This is a genomic window from Streptococcus merionis DSM 19192 (genome assembly GCF_000380085.1).
In the GTDB taxonomy this organism is placed as follows: domain Bacteria; phylum Bacillota; class Bacilli; order Lactobacillales; family Streptococcaceae; genus Streptococcus; species Streptococcus merionis.
On record NZ_KB904548.1, the window covers coordinates 1 to 13,065 of the forward strand.

The 13,065-nt window shown below is 43.2% G+C and carries 13 protein-coding genes and 1 pseudogene; 4 read left to right on the forward strand and 10 right to left on the reverse strand.

The window, feature by feature from the left end; genetic code table 11:
* The 4 genes and pseudogenes from A3I5_RS12800 to A3I5_RS0105790 form a co-directional block, all read right to left on the reverse strand.
* Positions 1–167 (reverse strand): annotated as a pseudogene (locus A3I5_RS12800) (ISL3 family transposase); the annotation flags it as partial.
* A 559-nt stretch (positions 168–726) separates the two neighbouring features.
* The gene (uvrA, locus tag A3I5_RS0105780; protein ID WP_018373676.1) at positions 727–3,549 is read right to left on the reverse strand and encodes an excinuclease ABC subunit UvrA; all 2,823 of its coding nucleotides are present in this window, start codon (positions 3,547–3,549) and stop codon (positions 727–729) included.
* Between the two features lie 225 nt (positions 3,550–3,774).
* Positions 3,775–5,505 carry an ABC transporter permease/substrate binding protein gene (locus A3I5_RS0105785; protein ID WP_018373677.1) on the reverse strand — a complete coding sequence of 577 codons (1,731 nt, stop codon included), beginning with the start codon at positions 5,503–5,505 and terminating at the stop codon, positions 3,775–3,777.
* Between the two features lie 124 nt (positions 5,506–5,629).
* Entirely contained in the window at positions 5,630–6,811 is a 1,182-nt protein-coding gene (locus A3I5_RS0105790) for a quaternary amine ABC transporter ATP-binding protein (protein ID WP_018373678.1), read from the reverse strand.
* A gap of 459 nt (positions 6,812–7,270) precedes the next feature.
* Here A3I5_RS0105790 and A3I5_RS0105795 point away from each other — a divergent pair, with 459 nt between their 5' ends.
* Together A3I5_RS0105795 and A3I5_RS0105800 are read left to right on the forward strand one after the other, a co-directional pair.
* Positions 7,271–8,218, forward strand: a complete 948-nt coding sequence (locus tag A3I5_RS0105795) for a magnesium transporter CorA family protein (protein WP_018373679.1) — start codon at positions 7,271–7,273, stop codon at positions 8,216–8,218.
* 35 nt (positions 8,219–8,253) lie between these two features.
* Positions 8,254–8,919, forward strand: a complete 666-nt coding sequence (locus A3I5_RS0105800; protein ID WP_018373680.1) for a DUF1129 domain-containing protein — start codon at positions 8,254–8,256, stop codon at positions 8,917–8,919.
* 51 nt (positions 8,920–8,970) lie between these two features.
* Here A3I5_RS0105800 and A3I5_RS12910 read toward each other — a convergent pair whose 3' ends face one another.
* The 5 genes from A3I5_RS12910 to rpsF all read right to left on the reverse strand — a co-directional run bounded on the left by A3I5_RS12910 (position 8,971) and on the right by rpsF (position 11,549).
* Entirely contained in the window at positions 8,971–9,288 is a 318-nt protein-coding gene (locus A3I5_RS12910; RefSeq protein WP_018373681.1) for a hypothetical protein, read from the reverse strand.
* A gap of 114 nt (positions 9,289–9,402) precedes the next feature.
* Positions 9,403–10,374: an aromatic acid exporter family protein gene (locus A3I5_RS0105810; protein ID WP_018373682.1), complete on the reverse strand. Its 972-nt coding sequence runs from the start codon at positions 10,372–10,374 to the stop codon at positions 9,403–9,405.
* A 74-nt stretch (positions 10,375–10,448) separates the two neighbouring features.
* Positions 10,449–10,688, reverse strand: a complete 240-nt coding sequence (gene rpsR / locus A3I5_RS0105815; RefSeq protein ID WP_000068665.1) for a 30S ribosomal protein S18 — start codon at positions 10,686–10,688, stop codon at positions 10,449–10,451.
* A 73-nt stretch (positions 10,689–10,761) separates the two neighbouring features.
* Entirely contained in the window at positions 10,762–11,247 is a 486-nt protein-coding gene (locus A3I5_RS0105820) for a single-stranded DNA-binding protein (RefSeq protein ID WP_018373683.1), read from the reverse strand.
* An 11-nt stretch (positions 11,248–11,258) separates the two neighbouring features.
* Positions 11,259–11,549 carry a 30S ribosomal protein S6 gene (gene rpsF, locus A3I5_RS0105825; protein WP_018373684.1) on the reverse strand — a complete coding sequence of 97 codons (291 nt, stop codon included), beginning with the start codon at positions 11,547–11,549 and terminating at the stop codon, positions 11,259–11,261.
* Between the two features lie 329 nt (positions 11,550–11,878).
* Here rpsF and A3I5_RS0105830 point away from each other — a divergent pair, with 329 nt between their 5' ends.
* Both A3I5_RS0105830 and A3I5_RS0105835 read left to right on the forward strand, forming a co-directional pair.
* A complete protein-coding gene (locus A3I5_RS0105830) occupies positions 11,879–12,115 on the forward strand; it encodes a GlsB/YeaQ/YmgE family stress response membrane protein (RefSeq protein WP_018373685.1) in 237 nt (78 codons plus the stop codon).
* Positions 12,116–12,141: 26 nt separating this feature from the next.
* Positions 12,142–12,354, forward strand: a complete 213-nt coding sequence (locus A3I5_RS0105835; protein ID WP_018373686.1) for a CsbD family protein — start codon at positions 12,142–12,144, stop codon at positions 12,352–12,354.
* A gap of 39 nt (positions 12,355–12,393) precedes the next feature.
* On the opposite strand, the gene A3I5_RS11695 is transcribed toward A3I5_RS0105835, so the two are convergent.
* On the reverse strand, positions 12,394–13,038 hold the full coding sequence (locus tag A3I5_RS11695; protein WP_018373687.1) for a YczE/YyaS/YitT family protein: 645 nt from the start codon (positions 13,036–13,038) through the stop codon (positions 12,394–12,396).
* Between the last annotated feature and the right edge of the window lie 27 nt (positions 13,039–13,065).

Consider the following 13,065-nt stretch of genomic DNA (forward strand, 5'->3'; position numbering starts at 1 on the left):
TGAAAGTCATATTTGATCATGTTTCCGCTACAATGCTTGCATAGAGGAGGTATATAATCTAGTGTAGCTCTGATAAGGATATGGGTATCATATTTCATGATTTCGTTTAGTTTGATATTTTTATCTTTCATTCCGATGAGTTGTGTGGTATGATTGATGTGTTCCATAAGATGCTTTCTAATGAGTTGGTTAGCGCTTTTCATTATAAGTCTTATGGGACTTTTTGTGTACTCAAAAAGCCCTATACTATCCAAAGTGGAGTTACCCACTACAGATAGTATAGAGCCACATTTCATTTCTCCTTTCACATTTTACTCTGAGATGAAATATTTTGGACTTTCCGATTGATATTATAGTAGATAATCCTTAGAATGTCAAAGTATTTCCACAGGTGATGATTTTATATTATCATCTTCTTAAAAATTTAGATCAAAATTTCACAAATGGTCGTTTTTCACTCATGAATGGTCAAAATCAAGTCATTTTACCTAATTAACATATTGATTCAAACCGATGCACACTACATAACAGGTGGTTTATTTGTCCCATACCTGACCTAACGAAATGAGGTGGAGTTAAAGCAAACGAGAAAACTAGCCGAAGGCTGTATTGGTGTACAGAAAGGGGACGATGACGACGTTTGACTTTGATTTTTGAAGAGTATAAAACCATATAACAAAAGATCCACTCGCTGAATGGATCCTTTGTCGCTATTTTTAAAATGTATTACAGCTTCGCTTTCAAATAATGGCCTGTATGGCTGGCTGGATTAGCAGCTACCTCTTCTGGTGTACCGGTGGCAATGATCTGACCACCTCCGACACCGCCTTCAGGACCTAAGTCAATGATATGATCAGCTGTCTTGATGACATCCAGATTATGTTCAATAACAAGAACCGTATTGCCATCATCAACAAAGCGCTCTAGCACCTTGAGGAGGCGAGAGATGTCCTCAGTGTGAAGCCCAGTTGTCGGCTCATCTAGGATATAGAAAGACTTGCCCGTTGAGCGCTTGTGAAGCTCGCTGGCCAGTTTCATCCGCTGAGCCTCTCCCCCTGAGAGGGTTGTCGCTGGCTGACCGAGACTGACATAGCCCAGCCCAACATCTTGAATCGTCTGAAGTTTTCGAGCAATCTTGGGAATATGCCGGAAGAACTCAACAGCATCGTTAACAGTCATATCCAGAACTTCTGAGATATTTTTTTCTTTATAATGAACTTCCAAGGTCTCACTATTGTAACGGCGACCGTGGCAGACCTCGCAAGGGACAAAGACATCTGGCAAGAAATGCATCTCAATCTTGATGATGCCATCACCTGAACAGGCCTCGCAACGGCCACCTTTAACGTTAAAGGAGAACCGACCTTTCTTGTAACCACGGACCTTGGCCTCATTGGTCTGCGCAAAGAGGTCACGAATATCATCAAAAACACCAGTATAGGTAGCCGGATTTGACCGCGGTGTTCGTCCAATCGGACTCTGGTCAATATCAATCAAACGATCAATATGTTCAATTCCTTCAATGGTCTTATGTTTACCAGGTTTGGCAGAATTGCGATTGAGTTTCTGAGCAATGCCTTTTTTAAGGATACTGTTGACTAGGGTTGACTTTCCTGAGCCAGATACCCCTGTCACGGCGATAAATTTTCCAAGTGGGAAAGTCGCTGTGACATTCTGCAAATTATGCTCGGTTGCACCCGTCACACGGAGAAAACGGCCATTACCTGAACGGCGTTCTAATGGCACTGCAATCTGGCGTTTACCAGATAGATACTGGCCAGTAATAGAATTTTTTTTCTTAGCGACTTGTTTTGGTGTGCCTGCGGCCACAATTTCCCCGCCGAACTTCCCAGCACCTGGTCCGATATCAATCAGATAATCAGCTGCCATCATGGTATCCTCATCGTGTTCCACCACAATGAGAGTATTTCCTAGGTCGCGCATCTTTTTCAGAGAGTTAATGAGACGGTCATTATCCCGCTGATGAAGACCAATAGATGGCTCATCCAAGATATAGAGGACACCTGAAAGGTTGGAGCCAATCTGAGTCGCTAAACGAATCCGTTGGCTTTCCCCACCAGAGAGTGTACCCGCAGCTCGTGACAAGGTCAGGTAGTTAAGGCCAACGTTATTGAGGAAAGTCAAGCGATCTGTAATTTCCTTGAGGATAGGCCGTGCAATGGTCTCCTCGTTGGCAGATAAGTTCAGGTCTTTGACTAGACTCAGATGGTCCGCGATCGATAGGTCTGACAAGGCTCCGATATGAAGACCGTCTTGCCCTCCAATCTTAACACAGAGCGCTTGGTCATTGAGGCGGTAGCCCTGACAGGTAGCACAGGTCAACTCATTCATATAAAGTCGCATCTGTCCTCTGGTAAAATCACTGTTAGTCTCACGGTAACGTCGCATGATATTCGTCAAAATACCCTCAAAGGGAACATCAATATCCCTCACGCCACCAAATTCATTTTCATAATGAAAGTGGAAAATCTCGCCATTAGAGCCATTCAGAATAAGGTCCTGACTCGCCTTGTCCAAATCTTTAAAAGCCGTGTCCATATCAATGCCGAAAGCCAACATAGCCTGCTCTAGCATTTGCGGGTAATAGTTAGACGAAATAGGATTCCAAGGAACTAAAGCCCCCTCGCGTAGGGTCTTGCTCTGATCTGGCACAACCAAGTCGACATCGACCTCGAGTTTGCTCCCAAGACCGTCACAATCACTGCAGGAGCCAAAAGGGGCATTGAAAGAAAAAAGGCGAGGTTCCAATTCAGGCACGGTAAAGCCACAAACTGGACAAGCATAGTGCTCTGAAAAGAGAAGTTCTTTCTCATCCATGGTATCAATGATAACATAGCCATCTGCAATGCGTAAGGCTGCCTCGACTGAGTCAAAAAGACGGCTACGAATGCCATCCTTGATCACGATACGATCAATGACCACTTCAATGTTGTGGGCTAAGTTTTTATTGAGCTCTGGCACTTCTGCCACATCGTGCAACTCACCGTCAATCCGCACCCTCACATAGCCATCCTTTTGGATTTTGTCCAGCATGTTCTTGTGCTGGCCTTTCTTCTTGCGGACAACCGGGGCAAGAATCTGCAGGCGCTGACGCTCTGGTAATTCCAAAATCTGATCCACAATCTGCTCAACCGAGGTTGCTGAGATAGCCCCGTGCCCATTGATACAGTAGGGAACCCCAATGCGAGCATAGAGGAGGCGGAGGTAATCGTTAATCTCAGTCGCCGTTCCTACTGTGGAACGCGGATTTTTAGAGGTTGTCTTTTGGTCAATAGAAATAGCCGGTGAGAGTCCATCAATACTATCTACATCTGGCTTATCCATATTGCCCAAAAATTGACGCGCATAGGCCGAAAGGCTCTCTACATAGCGGCGTTGTCCCTCAGCATAGAGCGTATCAAAAGCTAGACTAGACTTCCCAGAACCTGACAATCCCGTCACCACGACCAGCTTGTCGCGCGGAATTTCCACATCAATATTCTTCAAATTATGGGCGCGAGCGCCATGAATCACAATCTTATCCTGCATAATATCCTCTTCCTAATGTCTTCCTATTATACCATATTTTGCTACCTATCTCAGGGAATTGCTACGCTTGTCGCGCCAAACGCACGGGAACATCTTCTCCTAATTTTTTACGAAATGGGTAAAATATTCTAAAATAACAAAGGAAATCAACCAGAAACCTATACGTTTTTGATCCGTAGTGACATAAAAACCTCGTATCATATGACACGAGATTTTCTAGATTTCCTACGACTTAGTCCATTCAGCAACCTTATTCGGATTGGCTTTAATCCATTTTCGAGCGGCTTCTTCTTCAGACATACCATCAGCAATGTCTAGCATGACTGCCTCCATATCTTCTTTAGTCCAATAAAATTGGTCTATGATTTGGAAGGCCTCTGGCTTGTCTTCTGCCAATCCTTGACGGGTAAGGGTGTGAATATTTTCTCCGTCACCAAAAACTTTCTGGGGATCCTCTAAGTATTTCAGGTCGTATTTGGCAAACATCCAGTGTGGTGACCAGGCTGTGATGACAATATCTTCTTGACCTTTGATAGCCTTATCAAGCGCAGTAACCATTGCACCTGTGGATGCAGGCTCTAAGGTCCAACTAGATAGGTTGGCATAGGCCGATAAGGCATTATCCGTACTTGCCATAATCCCTGCTCCTGGCTCAATCCCTGTGATGGCACTATCAGCTTGTGAGGTCAAATCCTCAATACTATCCACCGCCATATAGGTTGGCACAGCGAGACCTAGTGCCACTCCTTCTAAGTTAGGGCCTAAATCTTCCAATTTCCCTTTGTATTCGGCAAATAAATCGCCATGTGTGACAGGCAACCAAGCACTCATAGAGGTATCCATACTGCCATCAGCCAGTGATTTCCAGACAACCGCATTATCTAATGGCGTCATCTCAACCTCAAACCCTTCCTGACGCAAAACTTCTGCTAGGACATTGGTTGAGGCAATTTCAGAATCCCACTGGACATAAGCTAGATTGATGGTATCCTTCTTTGCTGCTTTACTATTGCCAAAAAAAGAGGCAAAACTAGGGAGCAAGAGTAAGACTAAGGCTAGTCCTGACAAAGCTTTCTTCAAAAGGGGCGGCAAGGGGTTTTGGGATTTGACGTTGACCAACTGCATCATACGATCGATAATGATGGCAAGAATAACCAAGCTAAGACCATTCACAAATCCACTACCGATATCAGCCTTTTGCAGGGCTGATAAAACACCGCGTCCAAGACCAGGCGCACCGATCATGGAACCTGTCACCACCATAGAAAGGGCCAGCATAATAGTCTGGCTGACACCAGCTACAATCGTATCTTTAGCTAAAGGCAACTCGACTTTAAAAAGCTTTTGCTGCCCTGTGCTACCAAAGGACTCCGATGCTTCAACCAAGTCTCGTGGCACTTCACGAATCCCTAAATTGGTAAAGCGTACCGTCGGAGGCAGAGCAAAGATGATAGAGGCAAAAACGCCAGGTACCATTCCAATACCAAAGAAAGCAACCGCTGGAATCAGGTAAACAAAGGCCGGCATGGTCTGCATAAAGTCCAAAATGGGATTGACAATTTGCTGCACACGATTGCTCTTAGCCATCCAAATGCCTAAAGGAATCCCGATAATCACTGACAGAATACTAGCGACGACCACAAGACTCAGCGTATTCATCAAATCTACCCACAGCTCCTGATTATCAATAAAGAGTAGGCCGATAAAAGTAAATAGAGCTAAGCCAAAGGCCTTAGGCGTTTTTTTTCGCGATAAAAGATAGGCCAGACCTGTCAAGAGAACAATCACAAAAATTGGTGGGAAAAAGAGAAGCGTGTCTGTCATGACGTTCATGACAGCATTTCCTAAATCCTGCACCAGACCAAAAAGTCCAGAGAATGTTTTGGTTAACCATTCGGTCGTTTTGTCAACCAGCTCTGCGACTGGCAATGGGTTATTAAATATTGTTAAGAACACATTTTCCTCCTTATATTATATTTAAGATACAAAACCCGCTAAGAAAAGCGAAGAAAACCCAGAAACGCCTGCGCCCCAAGTCAGATGAGGCCAAATTTAGCTTTTTAGGGCATATTCGATTATTCTAGTCAGTATCTTTCGCCAAAGCTTCAAGCACGCGCCCTCGGATAATGACACCTGCTAGACGGTCATTGTCATCAACCACAGCGATCGGACTTGAAGAGTCGTGGATGAGGGGCAAGATGTCAGTGACTAAAGTATCCTTAGCTATTGTGATCACGTCTTTCGTTACAACCTCAGTAAGCGTTCGGTGATGGCGTGCTGCTTCAAGCGCTTGATCAGCAGTGACAACTCCTTGAAGCTGGCGTTTGCGGTTAACAGCCATCAGCATACTGACAGATTCATTTCGCATCCGATTAAGCGCTACTTTAGGTCCATCAATATCCAGATTAGTCGTTAAAGGTTTGATCATAATGTTTTGAGCTGTCAAGACTTTTGAACGGTCCACATCCTCAACAAATTCCCGGACAAAATCATTGGCTGGATTGGTCAGGATCTCCTCACCTGTACCAATCTGAATGATTTTCCCGTCTTTCATAAGAGCGATTCGATCACCGATCCGCAAGGCCTCGTTCAGGTCATGAGTGATAAAGATGATCGTCTTTTGTACTCGCTCTTGAAGGTCCAAAAGTTCATCCTGCATTTCTTTACGAATCAAGGGATCTAAGGCCGAAAAGGCTTCGTCCATCAGCAAGATTTCTGGGTCGTTGGCCAAAGCTCTCGCTAAGCCAACCCGCTGCTGCATCCCACCCGATAGCTGACTGGGATACTGGTCTTTAAAAGCTAGCAAATCCGAGTTTTCCAAGGCTTTTTCAGCCAACTTTTGGCGCTCTTCTTTGGGAACACCCCGCAATTCCAGACCAAACTCTGTATTTTCCAGAATCGTCTTGTGAGGCAGAAGGGCAAAATTCTGGAAAACCATGTTAATCGAATGGCGCCTCACTTCACGAAGTTCTTCCTTATTCATCTTAGCAATATCTTGTCCGTTGATGTAGATATCCCCAGATGATGGTTCAATCAAGCGGTTCAACAAACGGATCAGAGTGGACTTGCCACTTCCTGATAAGCCCATGATGACAAATATTTCGCCCTCTTTGACTGAAAAATTAGCGTCATATACCCCGACTGTCGCACCCGTTTTTTTCAGGATATCCGTCTTACTGGCGCCTTCTTTGACCATTTTCAGGGCCTGTTTTTGACGCTTTCCAAAAATTTTTGTTAACTGTTTGATTTCAAGTTTCTCCATTCAGAGCCTCGCTTTCTACTTGATCTCAGATTTGATTTTGAGAGATAGGTTTCTCACTTTAAACTGACCACTCTATTTTATAATAATGTGGTTAGATTTGTCAAACGCACTTGCCTCGTCAGAACCTTTAGAAAGCCTTTCCATCGCCTTGAAATCAGCTCTTAAAATTTTTATAAAAGCAAAAAACTATGCAAGTTACCTTGAATGACCGTGTTGAACTGTAAATACACGTTTCTACTTTCAGAGATATTCTACGAAAGTGTCGCGATTTCTGAAAAATTGCCCGTCCTCTTCTTGGAGAAAAAAGATTTTTCAGGTGTTTTCTGTCTGAGCTTGATGACAAACCTTTTCGATTAACTTAGTTCCTGCCCTTCCAAAATTTTTCTTTGTAAATGCTTCAATTTAGTGTATAATAAAGAGCGTGTATCAAAACATGGATCACTACGAAGGAGGACACTGATGAAACAGATTTTTCTGTCATCTGGAACAGATTTTCAAGAAATTGACACTTTTGCGCCTGGCGCTTGGATTAACCTGGTCAATCCCTCCCAGAGTGAAACCATGGAAATCGCTAGCCGCTTTAATATTGATATTGCTGACCTGCGGGCGCCGCTTGATGCGGAAGAAATGTCCCGTATTTCCGTCGAAGATGATTATAAGCTGATTATCGTTGATGTCCCGATTTCCGAGGAGCGTAACGGGAAAATCTACTATGTCACGATCCCTCTTGGTATCATCATTACAGAGGAAGCCTTTATCACGACTTGTTTGGAGCAGCTGCCTCTTTTGGATTTTTTCATCAATCGTCGAATTCGCAATTTCTATACCTTTATGAAATCCCGCTTTGTCTTTCAGATTCTCTATCGCAATGCAGCTATCTACCTATCAGCTCTGCGGCAAATTGATCGCCAAAGCGAAGAAATCGAAAGCCAAATGCACGAATCAACCCGTAATGAAGAGCTGATTGAGCTCATGGAACTTGAAAAGACCATCATCTACTTTAAGGCCTCTCTAAAGACCAATGAACGAATCGTGAAAAAGCTGACGGCTTCCTCCATTCTTCTCAAAAAATATGAAGAAGATGAGGACCTTCTAGAAGACACTCTTGTCGAGACTCAACAGGCCATTGAAATGGCAGATATCTACGGCAATATCTTAAAAGGAATGACCGACACCTTTGGCTCTATCATCGGCAATAACCAGAACACCATCATGAAAACCTTGGCTCTGGCTACTATGGTACTCTCCATTCCAACCATGATCTTCTCTGCTTACGGCATGAACTTCGTTGAAATAGATGCTTTGCCACTCAATGACATCCCTCATGCGTTCTGGATTATTATCCTGATGGCCTTTTCCATTAGCGGCCTTTTGGTGATTTATTTTATTCGCAAAAAATGGTTCTAACCCTTTATTTTTACTAGAAACGAGGACATTCCTGAATGATGGAACATACTGACCTGTCACAATTAACCAAAAAAAACCAAGAATACATCCACATCGCGACCAATCAGCTCTTAAAAAATGGCAAATCTGATTCAGAGGTCAAGGAAGCCTTAGAAAGTGTCTTGCCTACTATTCTTGAAAATCAAAAAAAAGGCCTAACAGCCCGACAGCTCTTTGGCGCGCCCACCGTCTGGGCAGACAGCTTGACTGCAAAAGCCGAGTATGAAGCTGCTAATCCTCCTGAAAATGATAATCCTTGGCTCATGTGGCTGGACGCAAGTCTGTTTATCCTTGGGATCATGGGACTTATGATGGGAATTCTTGGTTTTTCTGAAACCCGTAACCAAGCTTATGGCTTTACTAGCTTAATTCTTCTCAGTGCAGCTACCGGTGAAATGATGTACGCCATGTATTTCTACATCTACCGTCACCTCGGAAAGCCAAAAAGCGAACGCCCTCATGGTCTCAAAACTTGGCTAACCCTAGCTCTTGTCATGTTTGGCCTCTTCTTTATTTTCAGTCTCAGCACGCTCTTACCAGCAGTTGTGAACCCTATCGTGCCGAACTGGCTCAACCTTTTAATCGGTGCAGCTGGCTTTGCTGCTCGCTACCTCCTCAAAAAACGCTACAACGTCAAAAGTGCTATCACTAGCAAAAGTTAATGAAAAAATCTTCCATCTCCTTTTGAGAGATAGAAGATTTTTTTGATTTTCTTACTCCATTTCAACATGAACTTTCATCAAACGTTCATGAAGAACCACCATGCCAATCAGGATAAGCACAAGATAGATAGGAAATAGGAAAAGTCCGATACCATTGCCCAAAAGACCAAAGAGAGGTGGCATGAGCCGATGGCTTTGAAGACTAGACACAATAGTGCCGACAGAGATAATCATGGAAATGATTCCCATATAAGACATGGGCGAGTTCATTTGAACCCGCATGGCAGGCCAAGCTGCGCCGAGAAGCCCGTCAGGTAGACCTAAGCTGATAAAGGCTAAGTATATCATCACTAATAAAATTTGAAACATGGTGTAACACCTTCTATAGTTAATAACATAAGGACGGAAAATATCATCCTATAGATAGTCTACTCCATTCTCAAAAAATTAGCCAATCCTATTATAGGAAATTCTGATACTATTCTATTCATTTGCCATTGAATAATCCCTGTAAAAGTCAATTTTAAGCTGGATAAAGCGGGTCAAATCGGTCAAAAGCTGAAAGAGAATGGCTCTGGTTTCAAACTCTTCCCGTGTTTTGGGCAGATCGCGCTCTCGAAAATGCGCCAGCATAGTTTTGATGTCTTCTAAGAGATAGGTTGCTGGATTATGCTCACTGAGCTGAGCAGCGGTCAATTCAAAGAGACTTGCCAAGAGCTTGGCTTCTGTCAGCTCTAAACGACAAGCGGCCAAATTATTGTCCATAGTCATCAGAAGTCGAACCTGATCCTGACGCATATCCAGATAGTGCAAGTCATAATCAATCTGCCGAAAAAGCTGATTTTCCTGCTCCTGATAGACCAAGGCTTTAGCAGCTTTAATGTCCTTTTCTAAAGCCACAAGCTCCCTGCTCTGTGATTTTTCATCTAAAGCATAAATAGCCTGCGCCATAGATGATAAAATCATTCGCAAGTGCTCTTCAATCATAACCCGCGCGTCCTCTATCTGCGACTGCTGAGAGGGCATATAGATGTGGAGGAAAATAGCAATCCCTGCACCAATTAGCATGAGAAGGAATTCATTCCACAAAAAAGCAAGGGACAAGTTCTGGCTCAGCCAGAGGTGAGCGACAAGGACTGAGCAAGGGGCAATAGCTGCCCTCATGTCGAAACGATAGGCAATAAAGACAAAAACTATCAGATAGAGGAGAAAGGCAGGAAGATTAAAGCCCAGTACAGAAAAACTGATAGTAGCAAGAGCTAAAGCAAGGACGGTCGAAACCAGACGCTGCCAGCCGACTGTCAAAGACGACTTTCGCGTCTCTAAAACACTAAGCATGGCAATAATTCCAGCAGATGTCACATTTTCAAGACCGAGTAACTGAGCCAAACCGATAGACAAGCCAGTAGCGGCTACAATTTTGATAATTTGTAAATTGGTAATGTTTTTGAACATGGTTTTATTATCGCAAAATCTCTCTATTTTTCAAGCAAAAATCCCTCCTCCAGACTTGGAAAAGGGATCTGATATTAGTCTTCGTTTACGTAAGGCATAAGAGCCATAACACGCGCACGCTTAATCGCTGTTGTTACCTTGCGTTGGTTCTTCGCTGAAGTACCAGTTACGCGACGTGGCAAGATTTTACCACGCTCAGATACGAAACGGCTGAGCAATTCAGTATCTTTGTAATCAACGTATTCAATTTTGTTAGCTGCGATATAATCAACTTTTTTACGGCGTTTGAATCCGCCACGACGTTGTTGAGCCATGTGAGTTTCTCCTTTATATGATGTGTGAACTCAGATGAGTTCTCGATTCGAACCAGAGCTTTCTAATACTTGATTAGAAAGGCAGATCGTCGTCTGAAATGTCCATTGGATTGGTTGTGCCAAATGGGCTTTCATCACGACCAAAGTTAGGTGTTGCGTTTGATTGTGAAGGAGCTGATTGGAAACCGCCGCCAAAATTGGCATTGGACTGGTAACCACCTGATTGACCTTCACGCGCAGTGCGACTTTCCAAGAGTTGGAAATTATCAGCAACAACTTCTGTCACATAAACGCGTTGACCTTGTTGATTTTCATAATTACGAGTCTGAATGCGACCTGTAATCCCAATCAAGGCACCTTTTTTAGCCCAGTTAGCCAAGTTTTCAGCCTGCTGGCGCCAAATAACCACGTTAATGAAATCCGCCTCACGTTCACCGTTTTGATTTTTAAAATTGCGGTTAACCGCCAAAGTAAAAGTCGCCACAGCTTGGTTAGACGGGGTATAGCGAAGCTCTGCATCACGGGTCATACGACCAACAAGCACTACATTATTAATCATAGAACACCTGCTTACGCGTCAAGTTTGACGATCATGTGACGAAGAATATCGCCGTTGATTTTAGACAAACGGTCAAACTCATTAAGAGCGACAGCATCTGTAGCTTCAACGTTTACGATATGGTACAAACCTTCGCGGAAATCATTGATTTCGTATGCAAGGCGACGTTTTTCCCATGCCTTAGACTCAACAATAGTAGCACCATTGTCAGTCAAGATAGAGTCGAAACGTGCGACCAAAGCGTTTTTCGCTTCTTCTTCAATGTTTGGACGAATAATATAAAGAATTTCGTATTTAGCCATTGATATTTCCTCCTTTTGGACTAATGACCCACAGGTTTCCTGAGGGTAAGTGAGGTAGTCTCACAAACAATTATTGTATCAGTTTTTTTGAGAAAAGGCAAAGGATTTGTGTGTACTTTTTTAACTTTTTCAAAAATACCTGCTTTTGCTTGTTCATCTACACTCAGAATCGGTATACACAGGTAAGATTTCTTAATTCAGGAGATTATTTTTCAACAGTTGAGGGAATTTTTATAACCCTACCTGAAATCCCGTGAACAGGCATTTTCATAGACAGTCTCATAAAACTGTGTTATACTGGGAGTACAAAGATAAGAAGGAGGTTTCCTATGATTTGGTCTCTTATCGTTGGTGCTTTGATTGGTGCAGCGGCTGGTGCCATCACCAATCGTGGCGAAAAAATGGGCTGTATTGCTAATATTGTTGCTGGACTTGTTGGCTCATCTATTGGTCAATCTCTATTGGGTCACTGGGGCCCAAGCCTTGCTGGTATGGCACTAATACCATCTATCTGTGGCGCAATCATCGTGATTGCTGTTGTTTCATTCTTTTTCGAAAGAAAATAATTTTAAGCTGATTAAGGAGGCTTGCTATGTCTGAAAAATTTGATGCAAAATTGGACCAATTGAAAGGTTCTGCTAAAGAAATCGTTGGTAAAGTTACTGGCGATAAGGAAATCCAAGCTGAGGGTGTCGTTGAAAAAACGGTTGCCAAAGCTAAAGAAGTTGTCGCAGATGTTCAAGATGCTGCTACTGGCGCAGTTAAAGCTGTCAAAGAAGCTCTTGATAAAGATGACAACGCTTAATAATAGTCAAAAAGCTCGCGATCGCGGGCTTTTTTTAATCTATTCTCCAATCAGTTTTTGGTGGAGTTTTTCAGTCCAGGGATGACACAAGGCAATAATACGCCCTGTAAAAATCATACCCAGAAAGGTTCCGATACCAACACCGACAAGCTGCCCTTGAAATAGTAACCCTAAGATACTCGCTAAGAGGATCGAGATAACGTCCAGTAGATTTTTCCCAATACCAAAGCCTTTGCCTGAAATCTTACCAATAACATTTGCTAGCGCATCAGCAGGGTTTGGAATCACCTGCATCCCAACAGTAATCGAAGCACCAATGCCAACCAGAACAATACCTGTCGCTAAGAAAATAGCCCTCAAAGTCAGAGTTTCTGGTATTGGTAAGTGATTATCAAAAATATCGATAAAGAAACTTCCTAAAAAGCTAGCCAAAATCTGTGTCCACTGAGTGTGACGAAATTCTGTCCTAAGAAGGGCAAATTGTACCAGAATCAAGAAACAGAGGTAAAAGAAATTGGTTACGGCAAAGCTTTGCCCAGTTACTGCTGCCAAAGCAAAAATGGTACTTGTGACAGGAGAAACTCCCAAATTACTTTTAGCGCTCAGGCAAAGCCCCAGAGAGAGGATAATTGTTCCGATGAGGTAAGCAGTAGCTGTCTTTGCATTGATTTTCTGTTTAAGCATATCGTCCTTTTCTTATCAGTTGTCGTC

What these genes read in the sequence shown, in the direction of transcription:
- A3I5_RS0105810 (WP_018373682.1), bottom strand. Translation starts at nt 10,374, where the DNA reads ATGTTCAAAAACATTACCAATTTACAAATTATCAAAATTGTAGCCGCT.
- A3I5_RS11695 (WP_018373687.1), bottom strand. Translation starts at nt 13,038, where the DNA reads ATGCTTAAACAGAAAATCAATGCAAAGACAGCTACTGCTTACCTCATC.
- A3I5_RS0105835 (WP_018373686.1), top strand. Translation starts at nt 12,142, where the DNA reads ATGTCTGAAAAATTTGATGCAAAATTGGACCAATTGAAAGGTTCTGCT.
- A3I5_RS0105795 (WP_018373679.1), top strand. Translation starts at nt 7,271, where the DNA reads ATGAAACAGATTTTTCTGTCATCTGGAACAGATTTTCAAGAAATTGAC.
- rpsR (WP_000068665.1), bottom strand. Translation starts at nt 10,688, where the DNA reads ATGGCTCAACAACGTCGTGGCGGATTCAAACGCCGTAAAAAAGTTGAT.
- A3I5_RS0105820 (WP_018373683.1), bottom strand. Translation starts at nt 11,247, where the DNA reads ATGATTAATAATGTAGTGCTTGTTGGTCGTATGACCCGTGATGCAGAG.
- A3I5_RS0105800 (WP_018373680.1), top strand. Translation starts at nt 8,254, where the DNA reads ATGATGGAACATACTGACCTGTCACAATTAACCAAAAAAAACCAAGAA.
- rpsF (WP_018373684.1), bottom strand. Translation starts at nt 11,549, where the DNA reads ATGGCTAAATACGAAATTCTTTATATTATTCGTCCAAACATTGAAGAA.
- A3I5_RS0105790 (WP_018373678.1), bottom strand. Translation starts at nt 6,811, where the DNA reads ATGGAGAAACTTGAAATCAAACAGTTAACAAAAATTTTTGGAAAGCGT.
- A3I5_RS0105830 (WP_018373685.1), top strand. Translation starts at nt 11,879, where the DNA reads ATGATTTGGTCTCTTATCGTTGGTGCTTTGATTGGTGCAGCGGCTGGT.
- uvrA (WP_018373676.1), bottom strand. Translation starts at nt 3,549, where the DNA reads ATGCAGGATAAGATTGTGATTCATGGCGCTCGCGCCCATAATTTGAAG.
- A3I5_RS12910 (WP_018373681.1), bottom strand. Translation starts at nt 9,288, where the DNA reads ATGTTTCAAATTTTATTAGTGATGATATACTTAGCCTTTATCAGCTTA.